Raw genomic sequence first — 26,195 nt, 5'->3', positions numbered from 1 at the left:
TAATGATTTACAAAGAAACAAAATAAAAGCCTGCAAAAACAGTTGCTTTGCAGGCTTTCCCTTTTTATTTGAACACTTTAATTAAAAGTCGAATTTATAACTGGCTCCAATCAGGAACTGGAATCCCTGTACCGGATAATTCAGCCAGCGTTGGTAGTTCTGACTTGCCAGGTTGTTGGCTTTCAGATAGGCTGTAAGGCGTTCGTTGTGTTTGTAACCCACATGCGCATTCAGATCAAAATAACTGTCTAAAGTTACGGTTTTAAACATCGGTTCGGTTAACGAAACATCGGTATACATAAACTGATCTTTACGATCGCCTACAAAGAAGATATTTGTTCCGGCATACCATTTTTCGGTGATGTTAAAGTCGAAATCGGCACCAATTTTTACCGTTGGCATATTCCAAGCCTGTTCCAGATCGGTTGTAAAGCTGTTAAACGTACCGTTAATTCCGAAGCTTACATTTTTAGAGAAGTCCATTTTTAATTCTCCAAAAAAGCTGATCGTTTTTAACTTGTCGTACACCACACCAAACGAGTTTCCGTAAACATAACCTTCGGTATTAGTATTGGCCGTATCGTATATATTGCTTTTAAAGAACGCTTTATCGTCGTCACTTTTGTAGGAACCTCTAACGTTGTAGGCTACGTTATTCGCCAGTTTTCCTTTTAATCCGACATAGATATCGTATTGTTCACTGGTTGGTGCGATCACTAAATTAGGTGCTACAAACTGGTTTTCGCCAACAAAATCGGCATAGGTATTTTGTTTTAATCCACCTTCGGCACCGGCATAAGCAATCATCACATCGCCCACCACTTTATAGGATGCTTTTACATTTGGATATACGTAGAATTTCCCTTCACTTTCGTTATTCAATTTCCCCATGTTGTAAAAAAGTCCCGCTCCAAGCTGAACCGAAAGATCCCCTTCTTTTAATAAAACACTCGGTTGCACTCCAAAATTCAGGTAACTGTATTTCATTTCGCTATCCGGCAGATTGTAGTAATCTTTTTCAAAATTTCCACCCAGATAATCGACTACGAAATCGGTTTTAAATTTATTGTCTTTGAATTCGAAATCGATCGAAGGCTTGATAAAGAAACGGTTTTCAGCGCTTCCTTTCGCATCCCAAAAACGTTTGAATTGCAATGTAGCTTCGTTAAAATAACTGTCTTTCATTCCCAATCGCCCGCCTAATTTTAAGGTTTGATAGGTTTGCTGCGGATTGATGGCCGCCAACATATTCGGATCGTCAAAGGTCAGGTAATCGGTTGGTAATCCGTACCAATTGTACAATTGATGTTGGTATCCTAAATCGACATTCCAGTCGAAATCACGTTGTTTACTTCCATAGGTCAGGTCTACCGAAGTGTTATAATATTTATCGTCCAATAACACGTCTTTTATACCACCCTGTGACGACATATGGCGGAACATTCCGGCTACATATTCGTTATTGCTTAGGTTTTTGGTTACAAACAATTCGCCGTTTATCGCGGCATAATTTCCAAATCCCAAGGTAGCATAATTGTTATACAATTTTTCCTTTTGGGCTTTGTCTACTCCGGCGGCTTTTCCTTTGGATGGCGTGAAAGTCGACGCTACCGGAAAGGAGAAAATATTGTATTGTATTTCTTTTTTCTGCGTATTGTCTTCGTCGTCTATCGTTGGCGTTTCTTTTACTTTAAAAGCATCGGAAATGGTTGGCGTATACGGTTTTACTACGTTTACTACTTCTGTTCCCAGATTTTCGTCTTTCTTTTGTGCAAAAAGTGTCTGACTTCCTGCTAAAAGTAGTACGAATGCGATTTTATATTGAATGGTCTTTGTCATATGCTGTATTTATTAGTAAGAAAAAGTACGCTCCTTTTAATTGGTTATTGAGGAATTGCGTTTGGCTTCTTCCGATTTAATAAAGTCTAATTCTTTTTTGGCTTCTTCTACCACATCCTGATACGTGCTAAAGTTTTTGATTACGCTTTCCAGAATATAGGTCGCCTGAAAACTGTCTTTTAAGCCGTAAAAGTTTTTCGCCATGATCACCAGACCTTTGGCTCCGAAATACTTGTATCCGGAATAATCTTTAGCCAGTTTCTGAACGGCGGTATTCGATGCTTCAAATTTACCATCCTTGTTTTTAAAGTACGCATCGTAGTATAACGCCTCTGCCGCCAGCTCACCTTTGGCTATGGTGAGTAGTTTTGCGTAGGCCGTTTTGGCTTTTGCCTCATCGTTCGATTTAATAGCCGAACGCGCTACAATAATCTGTGCATCACTTTTAATACGGTCTTCAATTTTAGTATTTGCCAGTACTTTATCTGCATAAACCACCGCATTCGGATAATCTTTCTGTTCGTAATACGATTTCATCAGATTGGATTGCGCGAAGGTTACGTTTTGCGGGAAATCGGCTTCTGTTTCCAATCGTTTTAAAACCGGAATCGCTTTAGCATAATCGTTTTTCTTCAGATGAATTTCCGATAAACGCGCCAATGACTGTTCGGTAAATTCATTTCGGGATTTTCCGATCACGAATTCGTAATTCGGAATGGCATTATTTCCAAGACCTTCGGCAAAATAGGCCTGCGCCAGATAGAAATTGGCTTTTAAAGCCGAAATTCCATTCGGGAAGTTTGCCAAGTAGCCTGTAAATCCGGAAATCGCCGGTTTTAAATTATTTTGCAGGTATTGTTTTTCGGCAGCTTCGTAGGTTGTTTTATCCAGATCGGCATCCGTAACTTCTACAAAATCCAGGGTTCTTACCCAACTTGCGTATTCGTCTACTTTTCCGAGATCGACATAAATCAGACGTGCCGTCGAAACCGCTTCCATCGCCTCCTGACTTCTCGGATAATCGGCTACCACTTTTTTCAGTTTGGTTAATGCCTGTTGGTCTTTTTCCGCATTATAATAAATCAACCCTTGTCTTAAAATGGCTTTTGCCGCATACGAACTGTCTTTATAATCCGTAATCAGTCGGTCGTAGGCCTGTAAGGCTTTTTCGGTATTGTTTAACGTTACATAGGTATTTCCCATTTCATATAAAGCATCATCCGCATATTTTGATTTCGGATAGGCTTTTAGGAATCCGTTTAACTCCTCTACTTTTTTATCGTTTCGGGATACAAATCCATAAGAAATCGCCTTTTGGAAGTAGGCATAATCCGCGTCGACACTTTTTAACTCGATCGCTTTATTATAAGCTTCCATCGCCGGCCAGTATTTGGTTGTCACGAAATAACTGTCGGCCATTCTCAGGTAGGCATCGTTAAGACGTACTTTGTCGTCTTTTGCACTATTGATATACTCCTGAAAATATTTTGCCGCCTGTTCGTATTCTTTTTGTTTAAAATAGGTATACGCCAGGTCGTAATTGGCATTTTTATATTCGGGTGTGTTTTTCGCTTCCGCGCTACCCAAAAATTGTTTAAAGCTGATCAATGCATCATTGAATTGCCCTAACACATACTCGGTTTCGGCTTTCCAGAACGTAGCACGCGTGGTAAACTTCGCATCGCGCTGTTCGGCAATCGATTTTTTAAACAAAGCCAATGCCTCGTTATAATTCCCGTCGGTATACAATTCCAGTCCGCGGTAAAACGTAACTTTTTGATAGGCCAGTTTGTTTTCCGGTGTTTTGCTTTTTTCCAGCAATACCAAGGCTTCTTTGTAATTTTTTGACGTGATATACGAGTTGATCAACAATGATTCAATCTCGGCTTTATAAGCGGTGTTCGGATATTTGTTCAGATAGCCCATCAAAACTTCCGGTACACTTTGGTACGGGTTTCCGATTTCGTAGCTCAGTTTGGCATAATTCAGATAGGCATCTTCCTGGATTTTGGCGTCAAAATCCATTTCAGAGGCATTTTTGAATGCATTTAAAGCCTGTTGTTTTTTATCGGTTTTCAGGTAACTCTCCGCCAAATGATAATAGGCATTCTGCGCTACCGCATCCTGTCCGTTGATAATTTTATTGAACTGAGCGATTGCATTTTCATAATCGCCGGCTTTATAATAGGCATAACCCAACTGGTAAAAATCGGTGTTGTTCCATTTGCCTTTTTTGCCTTTGTACTCCAATAAATACGGTAAGGCTTTGTCGTATTGTTTCAGGTTAAAATAGCTTTCCCCGATAATTTTGGACAATTCGGATTTTTCGTTGGCATCGGATTTGGACAATTGCGGAACTCCCACGTCGATTGCTTTTTGAAAACTCCCCAGCTTAAAGTTCATATCCGCCTGGAAATAGGACATTTTTTCTTTGTATTTGTCCTTATCCGCTACCTGATCAAAAAACTGCGTAGCGTCTTTGTAGTTATCGGTTTCATAGGCCATATAACCCAGATAGTATTTGGCCTGCGAGCCGTATTCTTTGGAATTAACGACTTTATTAAAATATTTTTCGGCTTCTTTTTTATTTTTTGCGGTAAAGTAACAATAGCCTTTTTGGAAATTATAGCGTTCCTTATCGCTTAAGGTCATGGCATTTTCATCGACTTTATCGAACCATTTCAGCGCCTGAACGTAGTTTCCCTGTTCAAAGTAATAATGCGCCACTTCGATATAGGCCTGATTTTGCTTCGTACTGGTCGGGTAATTTTCGACAAAATTTTCCATCATCTGATCGGCTCCCGATTGCTCCAGGCGAATCGCACAATTGGCACTATAATAGGCACAATCGGCTTTTACTTCCGAACTGTTGTTGGCGCTTTTCACCTTATCAAAAAGGATTTGAGCCGCCTGGTATTGTTTGTCTTTGTAAAGCGACAACGCTTTTTGGTAGTCCACTAAATCGTGCGTATAGATGTTCGATTGTTGTGCCGCGAGGTTCATCGCACCCAGCGTTAGGGAAATAAATAATAGCCTATCTAATTTTCGCATTGTTCCTTTTTTTAAAAACCAAATATATCAAAATATACTGGTATTAACGTTTGTCCGGTTTTGTTTATTGCAGGAGTTCCCTCAAAAACCAAACCAAATAATTTCTTACGGAAATAATTTGTCGTAAATTTCGTTTTTAATTTTGTAGGACTCCCTTAACTTCTTATTTTTACCAAAATAAAACATACAGACTTATGTCACAAACTATTCTCTCCCTTACCGATGTAACCATTTACCAGGAAAATAATGCTGTTTTAACCCATGTAAACCTTGAGGTTAAAAACGGTGATTTTATTTATATCATTGGAAAAACGGGTTCCGGAAAAAGTAGTTTTATGAAGACATTGTATGCCGATTTACCGCTAACGGAAGGCGAAGGCACCATAGTCGATTATGATTTAAAGGCGCTTAAAGAAAAGGAAATCCCGTATCTGAGACGTAAACTGGGTATTGTTTTTCAGGATTTTAAATTGCTTCCGGATCGCAATGTTCACGACAATCTGGAGTTTGTTTTAAAAGCAACCGGATGGGCCGAAAAAGAAGAAATGCAGGTACAGATTGAGGAAGTACTAGACAAAGTGGGCATGCGTAATTTTGTAAATAAAATGCCGCATCAGCTTTCGGGCGGTGAACAACAGCGTATCGCGATTGCACGGGCTTTATTAAACGATCCGGAGTTGATCTTAGCCGATGAACCAACCGGAAATCTGGATCCGCAAACCAGTGTGGAAGTTATGGAGGTTTTGAAAAAAATCAATCAAAACGGAAAAACCATTTTAATGGCTACGCATGATTATGCGCTGTTAATGAAATATCCATCCAAAACACTAAAATGTGAGGACAAAACGTTGTTTGAAGTAGTACAACGAACGGTATAAACACCAACAATTGCAAAATATAAGATCAGTGCCCTTTTTATCAAAAGGGCATTTTTTTTGCATAAAATCGCAAACAACCAGGACAATACGAGCCACTACTATCTCATTTTATTCAAATTGTATTCAAAAAATAAAAAAACACTCCAACTTTAGATCGCGGTTTAACCATTAATCCGTTTTTATCGCTTCCCCTCTTTAATTCCGTGCAAAATGACTATCAATAATGAGGGCTATTTCTTAAAATGCATTAAAAGCAAACCGGTACTTTTATTAGTATTATCGGGTATATTAATTCGTCTTGTCATCTTCTATCTGTACCGGCATGTTACGCTATTTCCGGATTCTGAAGGTTACATTGCCTTAGGGAATCAACTCGCCACCTTTGATTTGTCCGGATACAATGGCCAACGAAGCCCCGGTTATCCGTTGTTATTATTGCTATCCGGAAATAATTTATCGGTAACCCTTTTATTGCAATTTACACTTGGTATCTGTACAACTGTTCTGATTTATAAGAGTATGTTACTATTGCGATTTACTACTGTGGTCGCTTTTTTTACCGCGCTAATTTTAAACAATTGGCTGCATGTTATTTTTTACGAAACAGCCATACTTACCGAATCGCTGACGCTTTTTATGATCTCACTTATTATCACGCTGTATCTGAAATGCTTTTTTTATGGTAATTATTCCTTTAAAAAAATGTTTGTTCTTAGCTTGGCGTTTGGTTTTTTAGTCTTGATCAAACCTTTTTATTTTTTCCTTCCTTTTATTTTTTATGTCTTTCCCCTTTTTAAAAAATTTTCCATTCCTACGATTCTAAACAAACGAATGGTCATCTTTATTTTTCCTGTAATCAGTTTTTTCGGTTGGTCTTATGTCACCAAAATGAATACCGGGTATTTTGTTTCCACTACTTTTTATGGTTATAACATTGCTCAGAATTGTGTTTCTTTTGCCGAAAAAACACCGGATACATTCCATATTATCAGGGATATTTATGTAAAAAACCGGGAAATGGCAAAAAAAGAAACTAAAGACGTAGCCATGAGTATCTGGTTATCCTATGATGAATTGCGAACCGCAACCGGGCTCTCTTTTGCCGACTTGTCTTTTCAGTTAAGTGAATTTAGTAAAACCGCCATCCGTAACAATCCGATCGATTATTTATATCAGATCTGTATTTCCTGGATCGATTTCTGGAAAACAGGTATCTATTGGAATTACCCTGATTTTAAATTCCCTCTTTTTAACAAGTGTTTTATTGGACTATGGTGCCTCCAGTCGGCAATACTACAGTACCTAAAACTGGTTTTTGTTCTTTTATTTCCAATACAGCTGCATGATTTTTTTATTCGGAAAACTATCACTAAGGATCTGTTTTTTAGTGTGATCATCCATACTACAGCCTTACTTCAGGCTATGGTTACCTATGGTAATAATTCCAGATTTAGCTATCCGTTCGAATTTTTAATGGTAATTACCGTTATGCTGTTTTTCAAAAGGAAAGGTTTGTTGAATCATTAAAACATTACTAAAAAAAACGTTACTTTGTAAAGTTCTATTTTATTTGAAAGACCACTAATCCGATATGCTTTCCATACTGATACCTACATATAACGATGATGTAAGCGATTTAACCCGCTCCCTTATAAAACAGGGAAATGCATTACAATTGCCTTTTGAGATCATCTGCTGGGACGATTGTTCTTCTGATAATGTGGCTTCACAGAATAACAAAGCCTTATGTGACGAATTTGACAACTATTCCTATTTTAGAAGTGACGCCAATATGGGCGATACTCAAACCCGGACGTCATTGGCTTTAAAAGCAAAATACGATTGGCTTTTGTTTGTTGACTCGGACGTATTACCCGGTTCGGAAACCTTTTTACAAAAATACGTTGCACTCATCGCTTCGCAAAACCCGGTTATTTTTGGCGGATGCCAATATACCGATCATCATGATAATCAGACGACCATGTTACGATGGACTTTTGGCCATTCGCGCGAATCACAAACGGCCGAATCCCGAAATCAAAAACCGTATCATTATATCTTTTCCAGTAATTTTCTAACGGATAAAAATACTTTTCTAAGTATCAAATTCCCCGAAAAAAACATTTACGGTATGGATAGTTTTTTTTCGTATCAGTTGTATCAGAAAGCCATTCCGGTACTGCATATCGACAATCCGATTCTGCATCTTGGCCTGGACAAAAACGAAATCTTTTTTCAAAAATCACTTGAAGCCGTTAAACTCCGAAAAAATATGTTTCCGGAATTACCCGGTATCGAAAATATTAATTCGCTGCTAAAAAACTACAACCGACTAAGACGTTTGCATCTCGACAGTGTTGTTGGCCTGTTCTTTAATTTGTCCGAACCCGTTTTACGAAAAATGATTCTGGGAAAAAACAGAAGTTTGTTTTGCCTGGATTTGTATCGATTGGGATATATTTGTGTGATCAAATAGTGTCGTATGGCTTTTTTTTCCGTCATCATCCCTTTATACAACAAAGAAGCGCATATTCAAAGCACTTTAAACAGTATTCTGAACCAGACGTTTACTGATTTTGAAGTCGTTATTATAAATGATGGTTCAACGGATCGCAGTCTGGAAATAGTAGAGTCTTATACCGATAAACGGATTCAGTTATTTACAACTGAAAACCGTGGTGTTTCTGCCGCACGGAATCTGGCTATGCAAAAAGCATCCGGTTCCTATTTTGCTTTTATCGATGCCGATGATTTCTGGTATCCGCAACATCTCGAAAAGTTATACGATACCATTATCGCGTTTGATCATCTGAGTGTTTTTAGTACTTTACAGGAAATTGAAACGGCCAACGGAGTTTTCCTGGCTAGTCATAGTAATCTAACAACGGATTTGCTACAGGAAGTCGATCTTTTTGAAACCAGTCTCACCCGAAGTATATTGGCTATATCATCTCTCGCCATACACCGGAACGTCATAGAAACCGTCGGTTTTTTTAATGAAACGATTTCCAATGGAGAGGATACGGACTATTTTATCCGTATCGGATTTCGTTATAAAATAGGATTGTATAACGGTATTACGTCACGCTATGCTTTTGTGAGCGGAAGTTTGTCCAATCGGGCATTCCAAAGGGAACGTTATTGCGATTTTGAGCAGTTTTCCGAAATCGAAAAAAGCAATCCTACGGCCAAAAAGGTAATCGACCTCAATCGGTTTTCCTTAGCCATTAAGTGTAAAATCTATGGTGACCGGACAAATTACAACCAACTGGTTCAGTCCATAGACCAAAGTAATTTAGTTTTTAAACAACGGTTGTTACTACAACTTCCGGCTCCGACTTTAATACTGCTACATCGGTTTAAAAATTACCTGGAAAAGAAAAATATCCGTTTAAGTGCGTTTTGACGCTGTAAAATCGGCATATTCCCGAATATAATCTTCTTCTGAATAAACATCGGAAGAAACCACCAGACATATGGCTCCGGAAGAAAAATTATCCAGTTCCCGCCAGATTCCTTCTTTGATCAATAAGCCTTTATTGGGACGGTTCAGTGTTACTTTTTCCTTTTTGTCGCCATTGTCCAGCAACACATCAAAACTACCACTCAATGCAATCAGAAATTCTTTTTGAGCAATATGGGCGTGACCTCCGCGGTAAGCTCCACTCGGAACATCATATAAATAATAAACTCGTTTGATCTCAAAAGGGATCGTATCTTTTTCCACTACCGCCAAATTCCCTCTCTGATCTGCTATCCTCGGGATATCGATAAATTCTCCTATCGCTAGTATTTCAGTCATATAAAGTGTCTTCTTTCTTTTTTAAAATTTCCCTGTAATCCCTGATTCCCTGTAATCCGATTCTAAATTTTGGATAGATTCCGGACAATGGTACATATTTTTTCCGACCTAAAAAAAATAGGTATTTTAAAAGGTAATAGTAGGCTCCGGTTTCGAAACGCTTGTAAAAACCAGCCATTTTTGCATAAATCAACCGATCGGAAGCCACGTCATCACTCGAGGAATAGCTTTCGTGAATGACAATATTTTCGGGGTAAAATAAAACTTTCAGTCCCTTATACAACGCACTCCGGAGAAAAAATAACGTTTCCGCATCCTGAAATCGGGCGCCGAGTCCAAACCATTCGTTATAAACACAATTCTTTTCCCGAAGTGCTTCCGTTTGAGCCGTCACTTCAATCGATAATACTTTATCCAGATCATTTTTTCCTAAAAAAACGGGGCGCTTCGGATAACGACTAAATGGCTTTCCGTCCGTCGTAAGTGTCTGAAAACAAATTAACGGAACCGATTGGTTTTGGTTATACGCATTCACAATTATTTCGCGGAATCCTTCCGGATAGCATACATCATCATCGGCTATCAGTACAATTTTTCCGGTTGCCTGATGAAGAGCTATATTCCTGCTTTTGGAAAGTCCTTTTTCAAAAACATTGATCACCTTTACATTGGGATAATCCGAATACAGTTGGTGTGCGGCTGTGGTCTGGTTAACAATGAGAATCCGAAACGAATAAAAAGGCGAAGCAGTAAAAATACGATCCAGAAAATCCAGCGAATCTCTATTCATGGTCGAAATCAGGATCTCTAAATCATCATTTTTAAATGCGTTCTCCAATTTGTTTTTATATTTACACAAATATAAAAATTTCTGCATCGGTAATGAAAATACTTTTAGTAGGGGAATACAGCCGACTCCATAATTCATTAAAGGAAGGCCTTATGACTTTGGGACATCAGGTAGTCCTGGTGGGTTCCGGTGATCACTTTAAAAATTATGCTGTTGATTACTCGATTCGTACGAAATGGACGACACAATACTGGTTAGCCCGAAAAATTAAAAATGCGATTTACCGTTTTACTGGTCTGGATCTGGAAATGACCGAAAAAGCTATTCGTTTTTACCGGCTTCTCCCCCAATTAAAAGGCTTTGATCATATCCAATTAATCAATTCCGATGCGCTTGAAACCCATCCGAATTGGAGTCGGAAGCTTTATAAAAAGTTATTTGATCAAAATCCGAAAGCCAATCCTTCGTTATTGATTTGCGGAGACGAAACACCGGTAAACGATTATCTGCTACAGGACAAACTGAAATACTCCGTTTTAACGCCGTATCTAAAAGATCGGTCGTTACAACCGGAATTTGAATATTCATTAAAATATACCTATCCCAATTACCGGAAACTTTTTAATTGGGTTTCGAAAAACTGTAAAACACTGATTGTTTCCGATCTGGACTATAAAATCCCAATGGAAGCCATGGGCTATACCGTTGCATTTATTCCCAATCCGATTAATAGTGATGCAATCCCCTTTACTTCCAGCGCAATTACCAACAAGATTGTTATTTTTTTGGGTATCAATCGACTGAGTTATACCAAAAAAGGGATTTCTTATTTTGAAGCCGCATTGGAAATCATTCAAAAAAAATACCCGGAACAAATTGAGGTTATTGTGACCGAAAATGTTCCGTATGCTGTTTATATCAACTCCTATAACAAAGCCCATATCCTACTGGATCAGGTGTATGGTTTTGATCAGGGTTATAACGCGCTCGAAGCGATGGCTAAGGGAAAAGTGGTTTTTACCGGTGCCGAAACGGAGTTTACCGAACACTATAAATTGTCCGAAAAAGTAGCTATTAATGCTATTCCCGATGTAGCAGCACTTGTTTCGGAATTGTCTTTTCTAATCGAAAATCCGCAGGAAATTACCGCCATCGGACAACGCGCCCGACAGTTTATCGAAAAGGAGCATTATTATACCACAATTGCAAACCGATATTTAGATACGTGGACTAAAAGCAAATCCTAACCAGGAAAGCACTATTCTGTAGTATTCTGTTGGTAATAACTGCTATTTTTCCTGTTTTCCAGATCTGAATCCCATAAAAAATCGTTTTTTTTCTTCTAAAAAATACAGTATCAGTTCAGTAAGAATCCTTTAAAAGCTGTTTCAAATTCTGATCATATTGTTTATATTAGCTTTTTAAAGATTCCAAAAAAACAGAACGTTAATTCTTCCTCATACATGAATACAAACATCATCTCCGACAAAGCGCAAATAGGCAAAAATGTAACTATTGGCCATTTTTGTATTATTGAAGACCATGTGATTATTGGAGACAATACCGTTATCAAAAGTTATGTAGAATTAAGAGAAGGTACCGTAATTGGTGCGAACTGTTATATCGATTCCCGGGTTTCTTCTTCCGGAAATTGTACAATTGGTAATAATGTAACGGTGCGCTATGACAGTATTATTGCCCGTGGCGTTACAATTGGAGACAATACGTATATCTGTCCCAAAATGATGACCAACAATCTGGACAATAATATGCAGCAAATTGGTGGCGCGGCTATCGGTGCCAATGTCTTTATTGGCACGAACAGTGTATTGCAACACGGAATAACCATAGGCGACAATAGTGTGTTAGGCTCGATGTCGTTTGTCAATAAGGATATTCCCGAAAACGAAGTCTGGTTTGGTAATCCGGCGCGTTTTCAGAAAAAAAACCTATAAGTTTTCCTGTTATAGTTTGATGATTTTATATTGCTTTAAAAGCTCTTTTTCGTTGTCCCAGTCACGACTATAATTGTTTTTAATCAATTTGGCCGGTACACCGCCAATCAGTACATTACTTCCCAAATCCGTGTAGTCTTTGGTACATAATGAATTGGAAGCGATGACGCAAAAATCAGGTGTACGGGTAAACGCCATAATCGAAACCCGGTTCGAAACCGCATTGTGCGTTCCGATGGCAATCGCACCCGTCATTGGATATAAAGCACCGGTTAGTGTATTGATCATTGGATGAGAATTGGTATCGATAACCTGCGATTCGTAGCCTATACCCGACCAGTCGCCAAGCGTAATCCGTTCGGTACAAACCAGTTTAACATCGGATCCGAGACAAGCCATATAGCCAAATTCGCAATAGGCCTCTTTCCCGATATAAAACAGGACATCTTTTCCCATATGCGCCGGTCCGTTAAACACTAATTGCCCTTCCAGCCAGAACTCTGCAATGCCTTTTTCTTTTTTAGCTTTTTCAAAACGTTGTCCAAAGCCAATCATCGCTCTGGTAATTGGTCCTTTAATCTCTATCTGACCTTCGATGGTATGAAAATGTACTTTTCCGTAAAAAAAGACCGGTAGTTTTTTCGCTACATCAAACGGAAATTTTTTAAAATTGAAATAAAGTGTTTTGGTCCAGTTAACGGAATAAAGAAAGCGCAACTTACCCATCTTCCTTTTATATTGCTTCTTTATAGTCTTTAACACGCTCATTTTTTTGTTATATATTGTCTTAGTAGCCCAAGTATTTTTATCTTTTTGTCCAGTTGGTACAGGGAATACAGTCCGGAAATCAGTACCAAGATCCCCATTATTACATACCGCAATATACCATCTTCCAGATACATCGCAAAATAGATCAGGAGTATCCATGCGAAACAACAGGTTCCGATTTTATAAAACTCCCGTTCGAAATAAAAATTATAACGGTATTTCGCAATCCCTGTTACAATGATCAGGTGTAGTACATAATAAATTAAAAGGCTCACTCCCAAGCCTTCCAAACCATAGTAATAGTAACCGGCAATATTCAATAGAACCGAAAAAGTATTAAATCCGATTGCCGTTTTAATAAAAATACCGGTATCCCCTTTTGCAATTAAAATATAGCCTACCGACCAGGAGACTGCTTTAAAAAACATCCCAAATATTCCCCAGCCGACCATTGCTATAATCGGTGTAAATTTTGTAGAATACAACAGATGAATCAACTGTGGCATCAGCATAATAAAAATCAGAATCACCGGAGTTAGCAATAAAACACCTATCAATGCCTGCTGATTAACACTTTCTCTAACTTTCGCATTATCGTTTGCAATCACCGCCAGTCTCGGATAATAGTCCGTTCCCATCGCATTAAAAATAATTCCAACATAGGAATTAATAATTGTAATTCCGGCATTAAACAGTCCTACTTCTTCCACATCGCCCGAATGACTGATAAATATCTGGACAATATAGGACGCCGCTATAACCAATAAGCCCATAAAACTTAAGGCATAGCCCAATTTCAACATCTCTTTCCCTTCGCGTAAGGCTTCACGGCTCTTTACCACCTCCGAAGGAATTGCCAGTTTCTTACAATACAGCATTGAAAACACAAAGCTGATCACTGCCGACAATAGAATCGAAGGGACAATTGCGTCCAACTTCCAGTAATAATACAACGGAACACTGATCACAAGTCCTACGCCACTACCATATAAGTTGGCTTGCGCTAAATATTTATGCTTCCGAAGTCCCTGTAATACTGCAATATTACCGCTGGTTAATTGTTTAAAAAGCAAAACGATGGCCGTCCAGGCAAAAGCCCAGGTAAAATCGTAATTCCCAAAAGACAGATAACTCAACCAGGGCGATAACAATAACGTTACCACAAACCCAAGCGTTCCTGTGAGCCAAATCAACCGGGACAAAACACTAACTGTCCGGCTTATTTTAGGAGTATTGTTTTCAGTTCCTGCCTGGGAAATATCTTTTACCGCACTGGTCTCCAGTCCGAGGTTGGTAAATCCGCTGATCAAATTAAGTGTTGCATTTAATAATCCTGCGATTCCCATTCCGGCCGGACCAATCAGTACGGCAATAATTTTTGACCGGATTACCGAAACCAATATATTGAATACCTGAACGCCTCCAAAAATAGAAGTCGCTTTTAAGATATGACGATATGCAGATTGGCTTTCGGACATAAACGGTTTTCCGCTCTTAATAGTTGTTTAACGCAAGGATGATCGCATCGACCTCTGCGGTTGTTAAAGTCGAATTTAACGGCAAACTCAGCACTTCCCGATGGATTTTTTCGGTTATCGGAAACGACAAACCGTGAAATTGCGGCAATGCTTTTTGCTGATGCGGCGGAACCGGATAATGAATTAACGTTCCGATTCCTTTTTCTTTTAAATATTCGGCCAGTGCTTCCCTATTTTCGGTACGGATCACAAACAGATGAAAAACATGGTTTTCTGAAAAATCATAATACGGCAATGCCAATTTCGGATTTTGAATTTCCGACAGATAGCGTTTTACAATGCTCCTTCTTTCCGTTGCTTCCACATCGGCGTCCGGTAATTTGACATTTAATATCCCCGCCTGAAATTCGTCCAAACGGCTGTTATAGCCTATATGATCATTTACATATTTGATCTCCGATCCATAATTCCGTAGGGAATATAGCATTTTTGCTAATTCGGAATCGTTGGTTGTAATCGCTCCTGCATCGCCCAAAGCACCCAGATTTTTACCCGGATAAAAACTAAACCCCGCGGCATGTCCCCAATTACCGGCTTTTCGTCCGTTTAAAACCGCTCCGTGTGCCTGAGCCGCATCTTCGATAACCAGCAAATTGTATTTTTCTGCCAATTTGTGGATCGGCACCATGTCCGATAATTGTCCGTATAAATGCACCGCCAAAATAGCTTTGGTAGTTTCGGTTCGCAGTTTTTCGGCTTCCGTCGGATCAATATTATAGGTTTCCAGCTCCGGTTCGACCAGAATCGGAACCAATTCGGCCTGTAAAATTGCCAGAATACTTGCAATATAGGTATTGGCCGGCACGAGTACGGCATCGCCTTTTTGCAATTTTCCCAGTTCAATATAGGCTTTAAAAATAAGTATCAAAGCATCAAGTCCGTTGCCAACACCGATACAGTGTTTTACGCCACAATAGTCCGCAAAACCGGCTTCAAATGTCCGAACTTCGTTTCCTAATATATACCAGCCACTGTCCAGAAAAGTACTAAACTTTTCCTGAAACCGGGTTTCATACGGTTTATTCAGTTTTTTTAAATCTAAAAAAGGTATTTTCATAACGGTAAACTGTAAAAATCCTGGGTATACATAGCGCATCCCAGCTCTTCCTTTTGTTTTAACAATCCGGGATTATAGGTTTTCCCTTCCTTCTGACTAACGGTTCCCATATCGAAAAAGTATTTCCCTTCTGCTTTAAATTTTAAAATCAGTGTGATAAAAAGGTAATCCAGTGCGCGCAGTTGTTCGCCTTCTGCCGTAGTGGCGCCGTATTGTGATTTCACCACATACGTATCGACAAACAGCGTAATTCCCGCTACAATCCGACCGTCCCGATATACCGAGTACTGTTGGATATTTTCCGGAAACTTGTGATGCAAAAGCGTAATTTCATCTAATGTATGCACCGGTTTAGCCTCATATTTTTCGGATAGTCGCGGTTCGAGAACCTCATTCCAGAAAGGGGCAAAATCCTGTTCCTGTACTACTTCAAGCAGTTCATTTTCCGGTTTTCGGTACCGTTTTAATTTGCTTTTTCCAATTTGTAACGGTCGCTGATAATCGATCGCCATACTTATATCGCTACGATAAAGCGCAGCACCATTTCGAATCAGGAAATTGTGCCATTCGCGATTCGAACCTGCCGTATAAAAAGAGGGTCTTGATTTGAACACCAACTGTTCCAGCGATGCCGCTTTAAGATAATCGCATAATGCGGTAAACAGACTTTCAAGATAAGCATGTCCGCGGTTTTCTTGAACGAGTAATCCGCCATAGGTTAGTCCGCCATGCGAATGCAATTCATTCCCTTTTCGATTAGCCGGTAATAAGGCCACTACCGTTTCCTTTTCGAAGATCATTAAAGAGCCATCTTCAAACCGATCTTTATGGTATTCCATAAAATCACGAAGGAAAAGAAATGTACCATTTTCGGACTGATTTACAAAATCATTCCATAAATTATAATCTTTTTCGCTATATTTTCTTATCTTAAAATTTTCCACGCAAGCTGCATAAACTTTGGAAATTTACTACTTTTTTGCCAATTTTTTGTTTTTGATTTCATTCATTTTGGCATCCATTAGTTTTTTGGCATTCAAATAATTACTAAATTTAGAACCGTCAATTTTAAAATTAATGTCCTTGAATCAAAAATTACGCGGTCTTATATTCTTGTTTTCTGTACTATTTTCACCCGTGATAATAGCACAGGACATTAGTCTTTACAATCAGTTTAACGGACGTTATGATTTTACTTTTATAGGAAACACGCTTAATCCGGAGGAAAATTCCTTTCAGGTGGTGCCCGCTATTTTCACCAGTTCATCGGCTACATTAAATCTCGCATCCGGTAATACCATCGAAAAAGCCTATCTATATTGGGCAGGTTCCGGACCAGGTGATTTCGACATTAAACTCAACAATACGCCTATTCGTCCCGACCGTACGTTTAGTTATCAGCACTATGCAAACGGAATTCTCCTGGACAATTTCAGCGCTTTTAAAGACATTACCGACCTGGTACAAGAATTTGGTAACGGTCAATATACCATCTCCGATCTTGATGTTACTCCTTATATCGCGCAACATTTTCTCAGTAGAACCAATTTTGCAGGTTGGGCTATTATCATCATTTACAAAAATGAGGCTTTACCTCTAAACCAGTTAAATATATACGACGGAATGCAGGCGGTTCCGGATGTGGTTAACATTACGCTTTCAAATTTGAATGTTATCGATAATCAAAATGCTAAAATCGGTTTTCTGGCCTGGGAAGGCGACAAAAACATTTTGGTTAACGAAACGCTTCGCATTAATGGGAACATCCTAAGCAATCCGCCATTAAATCCGGCTAACAATGCTTTTAATGGCTCCAATAGTATCACCGGAAGTTCAACCTTGTACAATATGGATCTGGACGTTTACGATATTCAGGATCATATTGACATTGGCGATACCTCAGCCACAATACAATTGACATCCGGTCAGGATTTTGTGATGATTAATGCTATTGTAACCAAACTAAACAGTCAGTTACCCGATGCTTCCGTAAGTATCGACAACATCGGTGTTCGTTGTAATTCCAAAACCATTTCCGTCGATTTTACCGTTTATAACCGGGAAAGCACCAATCCATTACCGCAGGGCACTCGGATAAAAATATATGCCAACGAGACACTTGTCGGCACTTATCAGACATTGACAACGATTCCTATAGACGGACACGAAACCCGTTCGGTTACAGTCGTTTTACCGGAAGCTATTGTTTCTCCTTTTACCTTAAAAATTGTAGTAGACCCGGATAATACGGTAGTCGAAATCGACGAAAACAACAATGAAGCTTCCACTACAGCCACCCTTAACATATCGCCACAAGTCAATCCGTTACCGGCTTTAAAAGTTTGCAACAAAGGCTACGGATCGGGTTACTACGATTTTTCGGGTTATGATGAGCTGGTTAAAACCGATCCTTCGCAAACCGTAAGTTTCCACGAAACAGCCGAAGATGCCAATCAGAATACGAACCCGATATATAATAGTCATCATTATCTGTCGGAGCAATCGCCAAAAGAAGTGTTTGTACGTGTTGGCGATGCGAACTGCTATACAGTAACGTCGTTTATGCTACTGACCTATAATTGTCCGCCTACGGTTTATAACGCTGTTTCGGCCAACGGAGACGGTCTTAATGACACCTTTTTTATTGAAGGATTGCGAACCATTTTCCTAAACTTCGAAATTTATATTTACAACCGATGGGGCAAACTGGTATGGCGAGGTGATCAGTATACAGAAGACTGGAACGGACTTATAAAGGACGGCGTGGGTCACGAACTCGCTCCGGAAGGCACTTATTTTTATATTTTAAAACTAAACGATCCCGATTATCCGAACGATCTGACCGGTTTTGTATACCTTACTCGTTAGGTGGATTCCGGTGTTCCAGCGTTGGTAAGTACCATTCGAACTTGACGGCCATCAAACGAATTACGATGATCACTACCGATGTTGTCAAATACAACACATCTTCCTGTACGTTCCATTTGCGCAGCAGAAAAAAGACAATTCCACCTATGATACAGATGGTCGCATAAATTTCTTTTCGAAAAATTACCGGTATATCGTTACATAAAATATCACGGATAACACCACCAAAACAAGCTGTCATGGTACCTAATGCGATACAAATGATCGGATGCAGGTGGATCGCGATTCCCTTTTCAAGACCAATCAATGTAAAAACGCCCAAACCTACCGTATCAAACAAAAACAAAGAGGTTCGCAGTTTATCGAGACTTTTGCGAAAAACCAAGGCCAGAAAATAACCGATCGTAATCATATAGACATAATCGAGATTTTGCATCCAGCCAACCGGTGTCCAGCCAATCAATACATCGCGTACGGTACCACCACCAACAGCCGTTACAAAGGCAATGATAAACACGCCAAACGGATCCATTTTTTTATTCATCGCCGTCAAGGCACCCGACAATGCGAAGGCCATCGTCCCCAAAATATCCAATAAATGAAACATAGTATTGTTTTTAGTAATTCTAACGCTACATATTGCGTGTATAGTAGTTGTAATCTTTTAAAACTGTCCTGATAAAATCACTGTCATTCCCGGACTGATTTTTAATGCCCGTTACCGATTCGATTTTTTCCCGTAGCTGATAGATCAGTTTGAAATCGTCGACACGTAATGCCGATTCGAATGTTTCCTTGATAATCCGGACATCATTATCCGAAAGTTTAATCACCAATGGATAAATTGGCACATACCCTTCGTCTATTTCCTGAAGAATGGTATGATCGATATTAATATTCCGTTTTAGACTAATCACTGCAGTTCCCGCGGCCATATCGCCCAACCGCTGACTTTTATTACTCGCCAGAATTGCTACCATTCCGATTACACCGCTTCCGATACCAAATTCCACGATCCGGAATATCCAGCGAATCAGGTAATCGCCAAAACCGGCCTGATAACCGTCAATTTTAATCACCTTTATTTTCATTATCTTTTTCCCTACCGTTTGTCCTTCCATCAGGCTTTCCTGCAATAGCGAATACAACATTACCGGCAATCCAAACAACATCATAATCGCTCCCGACGTCCACGGATCAGCGCCTTCAAAGAATTTTTGAATGTTCAGCAAATAGAAAAACACGTAGATTACCACCACAACATAGGCAATTTTTACCAGCATATCCAAAAGTTCGGACACAATTCTTGTACCAACTGAGGCTGTTTTAAAACTTATATTAACATTTTGCGTTGTTACTATTGATAATTCTGACATATTTTATACTTTAGCTTTTTGCGAATGTATGAGAGAAGTTGCATTTATTAAACAAAATAAAGAAAAATGGCTTGAATTTGAGCAAGCAATTTTCGGTAAATCTAAGAAAAATCCTGATGATCTGGCGAGTTTGTATATCCATCTGATGAATGATTTGGCATATGCACAGACCTACTATCCCAAAAGTAAGACGGTAGTTTACCTTAATTATCTCGCTTCACAAACCTATCAGAAAGTTTATAAAACCAAAAGAGAAGAAACCAACAGGCTGGTTCATTTTTTTAAAACCGAAGTCCCGCTTTTGGTATACGAATACCGTCGTTACCTGCTTTATGCCTTTATTTTATTCTTTGCCTGTACCGGTATTGGCGTACTTTCGGCGCATAATGACGCTACTTTTGTGCGGCTTATTTTAGGCGACGGTTATGTGAACATGACACTCGAAAACATTAAGGAAGGCAATCCGGTCGCGATTTATAAAAGCGGAAGCAACTGGGGTAGTTTTATCGGCATCACAATTAACAACCTGATGGTCGGTATGCGTTGCTATATCTATGGAATCTTTGCCGGAATCGGTACTTTTTTTGTACTGATTCAGAATTCGATTATGCTCGGATCATTCCAGTACTTTTTTTATCAGGAAAAGGTATTTTGGGAAAGTGTACGCGGGATCTGGATTCACGGTTCCATGGAAATTTTTGCCATTGTAATCGAATCGGCTGCCGGTTTTATCCTTGGTGCCAGCATATTGTTTCCAAAAACATTTTCGAGACTTACTTCGTTTAAGACCGGACTAAAAAACAGTCTTAAAATATTTTTAAGCACGATGCCGTTTACCATTGCCGCTGGTTTTCTCGAAGGTTTTATCACCCGGTATTCGATTGATATGCCGCGAGCGCTAAATGTTCTGATCATTCTCGGTACACTGGCACTTATTTCTTTTTACTATCTGATTTATCCATATATTCTCCATAAAAAATTAACTCGAAAACATGTTTCAACTTTATAAAAAAAGAAATTTCAACGAATTAGTCGGCGATACTTTTAGTTTTTTTAAATTATACGGAAGACATTATTTCCGAAACTACCTGATTGTAAACGGTGGTTTTGTGCTGATTTTACTGGTTCTGGTATTTTTCCTTTTCAAAGTATTTTACGAAGGAACGCTTTCCGGTTTGAGTAATGGTGGGCCCGGGAATCAGTTCGACAGTTTTATTGCAGAAAACTTTTCGCTGTTTTTGGGATTCGGCGGATTGTCGGCTCTTTTGCTACTAATTATCAGCTTGATCAGCTATCTCTATCCGGTAGTCTATCTCGATTTGTTATCCCGAAAAAAAGATTTTGACACGGCAGAAATCACTCAGGTAGTCAAATCTAAAATTGGAAAAGTGCTTCTTTTTTTCATCCTTTCGATGTTTACTGCTATACCGTTAATCGTGCTGGCTTTTATGTTATCGTTCGCTTTGGTTTTTATCCTGATCGGAATTCCGATGATACTTATTCTGATTCCGGCAGCAGGTTCCTGGTTATCGCTGAGTTTTTATAATTATATTTCAACCGACGACGATTATTTTGTTTCGCTAAGCAAAGCGTTCCAGATGATGAAAAGCAAATTCTGGCCTATAATCGGTTCTACTTTTGTTATGTACCTGATCGTACAGGCTATCGTAGGGACGATCTCAATGATTCCGTATATTATCGGAGTAGCTTCGGTATTTACCACTCTTGAAGACCCGGGGACTATTAATTCGGAATCTTCCAGTCCGTTTTCGTTTTTTATTATTATGATGTTATTGACATTTGTGCTGTCGGTAATCTTAAATTTCTTTATGCAGAATCTGCTACTGATCAACAATGGAGTGATCTATTACAGCATCCGCGAAGAATTGGAAAACAATACTCCAAAAAGCGACATTGATTTGATTGGTACACAAAGTGAATAAGTTGCTCCTTTATATCATCCTGTTTTTATCCTCGTTTGCCACTTATTCACAAGTGGACGAACTAGAGGATCCGACTGTTATTACCCGGCAAAACCGGCAGATACAAACATTGTCGGACACAACGGCTATTCAACCGTTACCCTTCCATTCTAATTTTAAGGAAAACTATTCCGGAACGGATTTTCAATACGAAACCGTAGCGCCCGACACCAGTGCCTGGAGTTCGTTTAAAGCCTGGTTGCAATATTGGCTGGGACGTATTTTTTCGTTTGGAGTAGACGGTGCCAATCCGACAGCACTTGAGATTGTTCTAAAAGTTATAGCCATATTAATCGTACTATTTGTGGTCTATATGATTGTTAAAACAATACTGAATAAGGAAGGCAACTGGATTTTCGGAAAATCATCACAAAAGAAAATCACGACTTCCGATACGATCGACGAAGACATACATTCTATTAATTTCGAAAAAGCGATACGGGATTCCAAAAACAATAACGATTACCGACTAGCGATTCGTTATTATTACCTGTGGTTGCTCAAACGTTTATCCGACAAATCGCTTATCGAATGGGATATTGAAAAAACCAATTCCGATTATCTGTATGAAATCGGCAATCCGAAATTACGGCACGATTTTTCCTACCTTTCGTATATATACGACTATAGCTGGTATGGCGAATTCGAACTCAACGAAACGACTTTTAATCAATCGGAAAAGGCGTTTATAAACACTTTTAATTCCCTGTAAATGAATCGGACTTTAAAACTATATATCGCTTTTCTGGTTTTGATCATTGTTGGAATTATTGTTATTGATTCCGGCCGACCAAAGCCGATTAACTGGACGCCAAGTTATACGATTCAGGATAAAATACCGTTTGGACTTTATGTATTTAATAAGGAAATCCCAAGCCTTTTTCCGAACCAAAAAATAACTCGTTTCGGCACTACGGTTTATGAATTTCTGGATCCGAAATACCGTTATTCCGATTCGACTTATGTCGTTAAAGGAACGCTACTGATGATTTCCGACGATAATACGCTCGACGATACATCGGCAGACGAATTGTTGTATTTCGTTGATCATGGTAATACGGCTTTTTTAAGTATGCAATCGTTTCCGAAAAAATTAATGGATTCCCTAAAATTTGATTGCTCCACAAATATGTCTTTACAGGACAATATGCGACAAAAACTAAGCGCGAATAACGTTAAGAATCAACACTATAATTTTGGAAAAGGTAGCGGAAATGTGAGTTTTCAGTCGATCGATTCGACTACAACCGATGTTTTAGGCTATCAGCAAACGGATAGCATTAAGCACGCCAATTTTATCCGGGTTCCTTACGGTACCGGTTATTTTCTGTTGCATACACAGCCGGCTGCTTTTTCAAATTATGTATTGTTAAAAGATAAAAATGCCGAATATTGTAGTGCGATTTTATCGTATATCCCAAAAGGAGAACTGTTTTGGCAGTCGTTTAGTTATAACGATCAGAATATTTCCGGTTCGCCGATGCGCTATATCCTGAGTCAGCCGGCATTAAAATGGGCCTGGTATCTTTTCCTGATCGGCATGCTGGTATTTATGTTTTTTAATGCTAAACGCCGTCAACGGATCATTCCGATAAAAGAACCGGTACCGAATACGACCGTCGATTTTACCAAAACAATCGGAAATCTATACCTTCAGGAAGGTAGTCATCATCTGATAATTGAAAAAAAGATCATTTATTTTCTCGAAAAAATACGATCGGAATACCTGATCGATACGTTCCAACTGGACGAAACCTTTGTTAAAAGGCTACATCAGAAAACCGGAAAAGATCCCGTACTGATCGAAAATGTAGTACGCCTGATCCAAAAACACCGGAATGAGCTTGTGAGTACTCAGGCCGATGTCATTGAAATTAGTAAAGCAATAGAAAAATTAAAGTAATATGGATACTTTTGAAAATACCCCAATCGAAGCACAAACCGAAAATGTAAATTTTGAAACCCGTCTGGATCTTTCGGCACTTTTAGAAAGTGTAACCCGAATCAAACAGGAACTGGCTACCGTAATCGTAGGTCAGGAGAAAATGATTGATCAGCTTTTAGCGGCGATCCTTTCCAACGGCCACGTATTATTGGAAGGTGTTCCCGGCGTTGCCAAAACCATTACCGCCAAACTCCTTTCAAAAACACTGGCCTTACAGTTTAACCGGATTCAGTTTACACCCGATCTGATGCCTTCGGATATTCTGGGAACCTCTGTTTTCGACTTATCCAAATCGGCTTTTGAATTTAAAAAAGGGCCTATTTTTTCCAATTTCATATTAATCGATGAGATCAACCGCGCCCCAGCTAAAACGCAGGCGGCACTTTTTGAGGTGATGGAAGAACGCCAAATTACCATTGACGGTAAAACCTATGTGTTGGACACACCTTTTCTGGTAATCGCGACTCAAAACCCGATCGAACAGGAAGGTACCTATCGTTTACCGGAGGCGCAACTCGATCGTTTCCTTTTTAAAATCAACATCAACTATCCGAATCTGGAAGAGGAAATCGCGATTATTCAACGTGAAAATGCCTTGCAAGACCGTAACAAACTGGAATCGGTACAGCAAATCATTGCGCAAAGCGATATCCTGAACTACCAAAGTCTGGTCAAACAAATCCGTATTGAACCGAATCTGATCGAATATATTGCTAAAATTGTACTGAATTCCCGTGAAAATGCGTTCCTCTATCTGGGCGCTTCTCCAAGGGCTTCGATTGCCATTTTAAATGCTTCAAAAGCATTTGCCGCCTTACGCGGTCGTGATTTTGTAAGCCCGGAAGATATCAAGGAAGCGGCGATACCGGTATTACAACACCGTGTGGTGGTGAGTCCGGAACGCGAAATGGAAGGCATCACCAGTGCCGAAATTATCAAACAAATCGTCGATACGGTTGAGATTCCAAGATAGGTCGTTACTGTTCATTTTTTATCATTATAGCTTTGAATTTCTTTAAACGATTATACCTCAACAACTTCTTTTTCTATACGCTCCTCGGGATTATAGCAAGCTTTGTGCTGGCTTATTTTTTCGAAGAACTGTATCGTGTAAGCTGGTTGTTGTTCTGGTTGTTACTCGCCTTTACTGGTATTGACATCCTGTTGCTCTTCACCGCAAAGCAAGGGATAAAAGCCTCGCGTGTACTTCCGGAAAAATTGTCCAATGGCGATGAGAATCCCGTTACGATCAAACTGAAAAGTGCGTATTCTTTTGATATCTGGCTAAAGATTATCGATGAAATTCCGTTCCAGTTTCAGGTACGTAATTTTGATGTCAGACGTAAATTAAACCGACACGAGAAAGATGATTTCCAATATTTCCTCCGTCCAACCGAACGGGGCGAATATTCCTTTGGCAATCTGAATGTCTATGTTGCCTCACCATTACGTCTTGTTTCCAGACGATTCACTTTTGATCACAATCAAACCCTTCCCACCTATCCGTCGTTTATTCAGTTGCGTAAATACGATCTGATGGCTTTTTCGAATAACCTGTTTCAATATGGGGTAAAAAAAATAAGACGGATCGGTCATACGATGGAATTTGAACAAATCAAAGAATATGTGCCGGGCGACGATATTCGTACGCTAAACTGGAAAGCCACAGCCAAAAGAAACCAGCTGATGGTCAACCAGTATCAGGACGAAAAATCGCAGAATATCTATATGATCATTGATAAAGGGCGTACGATGAAAATGCCTTTTAACGGATTAAGTTTGTTAGACTATTCGATTAATGCCTCGCTTGCGTTGTCGAATGTAATCCTGAAAAAACAGGACAAAGCCGGGATGATGACGTTTTCTAAAAAAATTGAAAACCGCGTAGTGGCCGAACGACGTCAATCGCAAATGCACCTCATCATGGAAGCCCTTTATAATATCCGAACGGATTTTTTCGAAAGTGACTTTAGTCGGTTGTATGTGGACATCAAAAAAAATATCAACCAGCGAAGTCTTATTCTTTTGTATACCAATTTTGAGACGCTCGACGGACTTTACCGCCAGCTTCCCTATTTAAAAGGCATTGCCAAAAACCATTTACTGGTTGTGATCTTTTTTAACAACACCGAACTCAACCAACTGATCGATAAAAAAATAACCACCGTACAGGATGTATACGACCAGACTATTGCCGAAAAATTTGCCTTCGAAAAACGCCTGATTGTAAATGAACTTAAAAAATACGGTATCTATTCCGTATTAACCCAACCCGAACACTTAACACTCGACACTATCAATAAATATTTAGAAATTAAATCAAGAGGAATACTTTAAAACAAACAT

At 39.2% G+C, this 26,195-nt stretch carries 23 protein-coding genes; 13 read left to right on the top strand and 10 right to left on the bottom strand.

The features are described from left to right. Positions 1–81 precede the first annotated feature (81 nt). Positions 82–1,839, bottom strand: a complete 1,758-nt coding sequence (locus AAFN64_RS04015) for a TonB-dependent receptor (protein WP_347759358.1) — start codon at positions 1,837–1,839, stop codon at positions 82–84. Positions 1,840–1,875: 36 nt separating this feature from the next. Next, a complete protein-coding gene (locus AAFN64_RS04010; protein ID WP_347759357.1) occupies positions 1,876–4,890 on the bottom strand; it encodes a tetratricopeptide repeat protein in 3,015 nt (1,004 codons plus the stop codon). A gap of 194 nt (positions 4,891–5,084) precedes the next feature. Here AAFN64_RS04010 and AAFN64_RS04005 point away from each other — a divergent pair, with 194 nt between their 5' ends. The 4 genes from AAFN64_RS04005 (at position 5,085) to AAFN64_RS03990 (ending at position 9,174) form a co-directional block, all read left to right on the top strand. After that, entirely contained in the window at positions 5,085–5,768 is a 684-nt protein-coding gene (locus AAFN64_RS04005; protein WP_300487202.1) for an ATP-binding cassette domain-containing protein, read from the top strand. Positions 5,769–5,978: 210 nt separating this feature from the next. After that, positions 5,979–7,295, top strand: a complete 1,317-nt coding sequence (locus AAFN64_RS04000) for a hypothetical protein (RefSeq protein WP_347759356.1) — start codon at positions 5,979–5,981, stop codon at positions 7,293–7,295. Positions 7,296–7,359: 64 nt separating this feature from the next. Continuing rightward, positions 7,360–8,244 (top strand): glycosyltransferase family 2 protein, encoded by an 885-nt coding sequence (locus AAFN64_RS03995; protein ID WP_347759355.1) that lies wholly within the window; start codon positions 7,360–7,362, stop codon positions 8,242–8,244. Positions 8,245–8,250: 6 nt separating this feature from the next. After that, positions 8,251–9,174 carry a glycosyltransferase family A protein gene (locus tag AAFN64_RS03990; RefSeq protein WP_347759354.1) on the top strand — a complete coding sequence of 308 codons (924 nt, stop codon included), beginning with the start codon at positions 8,251–8,253 and terminating at the stop codon, positions 9,172–9,174. Here the strand turns inward: AAFN64_RS03990 and AAFN64_RS03985 are convergent. Both AAFN64_RS03985 and AAFN64_RS03980 read right to left on the bottom strand, forming a co-directional pair. Continuing rightward, on the bottom strand, positions 9,160–9,570 hold the full coding sequence (locus tag AAFN64_RS03985) for an FdtA/QdtA family cupin domain-containing protein (RefSeq protein WP_347759353.1): 411 nt from the start codon (positions 9,568–9,570) through the stop codon (positions 9,160–9,162). The two genes, AAFN64_RS03990 and AAFN64_RS03985, sit on opposite strands and share 15 nt — an antisense overlap. Next, positions 9,563–10,408, bottom strand: coding sequence for a glycosyltransferase (locus AAFN64_RS03980; RefSeq protein WP_347759352.1), 846 nt, complete (start codon positions 10,406–10,408; stop codon positions 9,563–9,565). Before AAFN64_RS03980 ends, AAFN64_RS03985 begins: the two co-directional genes overlap by 8 nt. Before the next feature lie 44 nt (positions 10,409–10,452). Here AAFN64_RS03980 and AAFN64_RS03975 point away from each other — a divergent pair, with 44 nt between their 5' ends. Together AAFN64_RS03975 and AAFN64_RS03970 are read left to right on the top strand one after the other, a co-directional pair. After that, positions 10,453–11,607, top strand: coding sequence for a glycosyltransferase (locus tag AAFN64_RS03975; protein WP_347759351.1), 1,155 nt, complete (start codon positions 10,453–10,455; stop codon positions 11,605–11,607). Positions 11,608–11,823: 216 nt separating this feature from the next. Next, a complete protein-coding gene (locus AAFN64_RS03970) occupies positions 11,824–12,315 on the top strand; it encodes a DapH/DapD/GlmU-related protein (protein WP_347759350.1) in 492 nt (163 codons plus the stop codon). Between the two features lie 9 nt (positions 12,316–12,324). Here AAFN64_RS03970 and AAFN64_RS03965 read toward each other — a convergent pair whose 3' ends face one another. Genes AAFN64_RS03965 through AAFN64_RS03950 form a run of 4 tightly spaced genes read right to left on the bottom strand, consistent with a single transcriptional unit; the run spans position 12,325 to position 16,622 of the window. Continuing rightward, the gene (locus AAFN64_RS03965) at positions 12,325–13,041 is read right to left on the bottom strand and encodes a transferase (protein WP_300491982.1); all 717 of its coding nucleotides are present in this window, start codon (positions 13,039–13,041) and stop codon (positions 12,325–12,327) included. A gap of 38 nt (positions 13,042–13,079) precedes the next feature. After that, a complete protein-coding gene (locus AAFN64_RS03960; protein ID WP_347759349.1) occupies positions 13,080–14,561 on the bottom strand; it encodes an O-antigen translocase in 1,482 nt (493 codons plus the stop codon). A gap of 16 nt (positions 14,562–14,577) precedes the next feature. Next, positions 14,578–15,678, bottom strand: a complete 1,101-nt coding sequence (locus AAFN64_RS03955) for a DegT/DnrJ/EryC1/StrS family aminotransferase (RefSeq protein WP_347759348.1) — start codon at positions 15,676–15,678, stop codon at positions 14,578–14,580. Further along, positions 15,675–16,622, bottom strand: a complete 948-nt coding sequence (locus AAFN64_RS03950; RefSeq protein WP_347759347.1) for a FemAB family protein — start codon at positions 16,620–16,622, stop codon at positions 15,675–15,677. The genes AAFN64_RS03955 and AAFN64_RS03950 overlap by 4 nt, the downstream gene beginning before the upstream one ends. Positions 16,623–16,761: 139 nt before the next feature. Between AAFN64_RS03950 and AAFN64_RS03945 the strand changes: the two genes are divergently transcribed. Further along, positions 16,762–18,546 (top strand): gliding motility-associated C-terminal domain-containing protein, encoded by a 1,785-nt coding sequence (locus tag AAFN64_RS03945; RefSeq protein WP_347759346.1) that lies wholly within the window; start codon positions 16,762–16,764, stop codon positions 18,544–18,546. Here the strand turns inward: AAFN64_RS03945 and AAFN64_RS03940 are convergent. After that, a complete protein-coding gene (locus AAFN64_RS03940; protein ID WP_347759345.1) occupies positions 18,536–19,153 on the bottom strand; it encodes a trimeric intracellular cation channel family protein in 618 nt (205 codons plus the stop codon). The genes AAFN64_RS03945 and AAFN64_RS03940 overlap by 11 nt on opposite strands. A gap of 25 nt (positions 19,154–19,178) precedes the next feature. Further along, on the bottom strand, positions 19,179–19,922 hold the full coding sequence (locus AAFN64_RS03935; RefSeq protein WP_300490108.1) for an RDD family protein: 744 nt from the start codon (positions 19,920–19,922) through the stop codon (positions 19,179–19,181). A 28-nt stretch (positions 19,923–19,950) separates the two neighbouring features. On the opposite strand from AAFN64_RS03935, the gene AAFN64_RS03930 reads away from it, so the two are divergent. The 6 genes from AAFN64_RS03930 to AAFN64_RS03905 are packed head-to-tail and all read left to right on the top strand — an operon-like array spanning position 19,951 to position 26,186. After that, positions 19,951–20,931, top strand: a complete 981-nt coding sequence (locus AAFN64_RS03930; protein ID WP_300490111.1) for a stage II sporulation protein M — start codon at positions 19,951–19,953, stop codon at positions 20,929–20,931. Beyond that, a complete protein-coding gene (locus AAFN64_RS03925; protein WP_347759344.1) occupies positions 20,915–21,865 on the top strand; it encodes a hypothetical protein in 951 nt (316 codons plus the stop codon). The genes AAFN64_RS03930 and AAFN64_RS03925 overlap by 17 nt, the downstream gene beginning before the upstream one ends. Then, positions 21,858–22,616, top strand: a complete 759-nt coding sequence (locus AAFN64_RS03920) for a DUF4129 domain-containing protein (protein WP_347759343.1) — start codon at positions 21,858–21,860, stop codon at positions 22,614–22,616. Before AAFN64_RS03925 ends, AAFN64_RS03920 begins: the two co-directional genes overlap by 8 nt. Further along, positions 22,617–23,807 (top strand): DUF4350 domain-containing protein, encoded by a 1,191-nt coding sequence (locus AAFN64_RS03915; RefSeq protein ID WP_347759342.1) that lies wholly within the window; start codon positions 22,617–22,619, stop codon positions 23,805–23,807. A gap of 1 nt (position 23,808) precedes the next feature. Beyond that, complete coding sequence (locus AAFN64_RS03910) at positions 23,809–24,822, top strand: MoxR family ATPase (protein WP_347759341.1); 1,014 nt, start codon at positions 23,809–23,811, stop codon at positions 24,820–24,822. A gap of 32 nt (positions 24,823–24,854) precedes the next feature. Next, on the top strand, positions 24,855–26,186 hold the full coding sequence (locus AAFN64_RS03905; RefSeq protein WP_300490125.1) for a DUF58 domain-containing protein: 1,332 nt from the start codon (positions 24,855–24,857) through the stop codon (positions 26,184–26,186). Positions 26,187–26,195: the final 9 nt, after the last annotated feature.

Origin of the sequence: Flavobacterium sp. CAU 1735, assembly GCF_039888695.1 — a bacterium.
In the GTDB taxonomy this organism is placed as follows: Bacteria; Bacteroidota; Bacteroidia; order Flavobacteriales; family Flavobacteriaceae; genus Flavobacterium.
Note: the sequence above shows the minus strand (reverse complement) of the source record. Positions and strands in the feature narration are given on the sequence as shown.

What these genes read in the sequence shown, in the direction of transcription:
- AAFN64_RS04015 (WP_347759358.1), bottom strand. Translation starts at nt 1,839, where the DNA reads ATGACAAAGACCATTCAATATAAAATCGCATTCGTACTACTTTTAGCA.
- AAFN64_RS04010 (WP_347759357.1), bottom strand. Translation starts at nt 4,890, where the DNA reads ATGCGAAAATTAGATAGGCTATTATTTATTTCCCTAACGCTGGGTGCG.
- AAFN64_RS04005 (WP_300487202.1), top strand. Translation starts at nt 5,085, where the DNA reads ATGTCACAAACTATTCTCTCCCTTACCGATGTAACCATTTACCAGGAA.
- AAFN64_RS04000 (WP_347759356.1), top strand. Translation starts at nt 5,979, where the DNA reads ATGACTATCAATAATGAGGGCTATTTCTTAAAATGCATTAAAAGCAAA.
- AAFN64_RS03995 (WP_347759355.1), top strand. Translation starts at nt 7,360, where the DNA reads ATGCTTTCCATACTGATACCTACATATAACGATGATGTAAGCGATTTA.
- AAFN64_RS03990 (WP_347759354.1), top strand. Translation starts at nt 8,251, where the DNA reads ATGGCTTTTTTTTCCGTCATCATCCCTTTATACAACAAAGAAGCGCAT.
- AAFN64_RS03985 (WP_347759353.1), bottom strand. Translation starts at nt 9,570, where the DNA reads ATGACTGAAATACTAGCGATAGGAGAATTTATCGATATCCCGAGGATA.
- AAFN64_RS03975 (WP_347759351.1), top strand. Translation starts at nt 10,453, where the DNA reads ATGAAAATACTTTTAGTAGGGGAATACAGCCGACTCCATAATTCATTA.
- AAFN64_RS03970 (WP_347759350.1), top strand. Translation starts at nt 11,824, where the DNA reads ATGAATACAAACATCATCTCCGACAAAGCGCAAATAGGCAAAAATGTA.
- AAFN64_RS03965 (WP_300491982.1), bottom strand. Translation starts at nt 13,041, where the DNA reads ATGGGTAAGTTGCGCTTTCTTTATTCCGTTAACTGGACCAAAACACTT.
- AAFN64_RS03960 (WP_347759349.1), bottom strand. Translation starts at nt 14,561, where the DNA reads ATGTCCGAAAGCCAATCTGCATATCGTCATATCTTAAAAGCGACTTCT.
- AAFN64_RS03955 (WP_347759348.1), bottom strand. Translation starts at nt 15,678, where the DNA reads ATGAAAATACCTTTTTTAGATTTAAAAAAACTGAATAAACCGTATGAA.
- AAFN64_RS03940 (WP_347759345.1), bottom strand. Translation starts at nt 19,153, where the DNA reads ATGTTTCATTTATTGGATATTTTGGGGACGATGGCCTTCGCATTGTCG.
- AAFN64_RS03935 (WP_300490108.1), bottom strand. Translation starts at nt 19,922, where the DNA reads ATGTCAGAATTATCAATAGTAACAACGCAAAATGTTAATATAAGTTTT.
- AAFN64_RS03930 (WP_300490111.1), top strand. Translation starts at nt 19,951, where the DNA reads ATGAGAGAAGTTGCATTTATTAAACAAAATAAAGAAAAATGGCTTGAA.
- AAFN64_RS03925 (WP_347759344.1), top strand. Translation starts at nt 20,915, where the DNA reads ATGTTTCAACTTTATAAAAAAAGAAATTTCAACGAATTAGTCGGCGAT.
- AAFN64_RS03915 (WP_347759342.1), top strand. Translation starts at nt 22,617, where the DNA reads ATGAATCGGACTTTAAAACTATATATCGCTTTTCTGGTTTTGATCATT.
- AAFN64_RS03910 (WP_347759341.1), top strand. Translation starts at nt 23,809, where the DNA reads ATGGATACTTTTGAAAATACCCCAATCGAAGCACAAACCGAAAATGTA.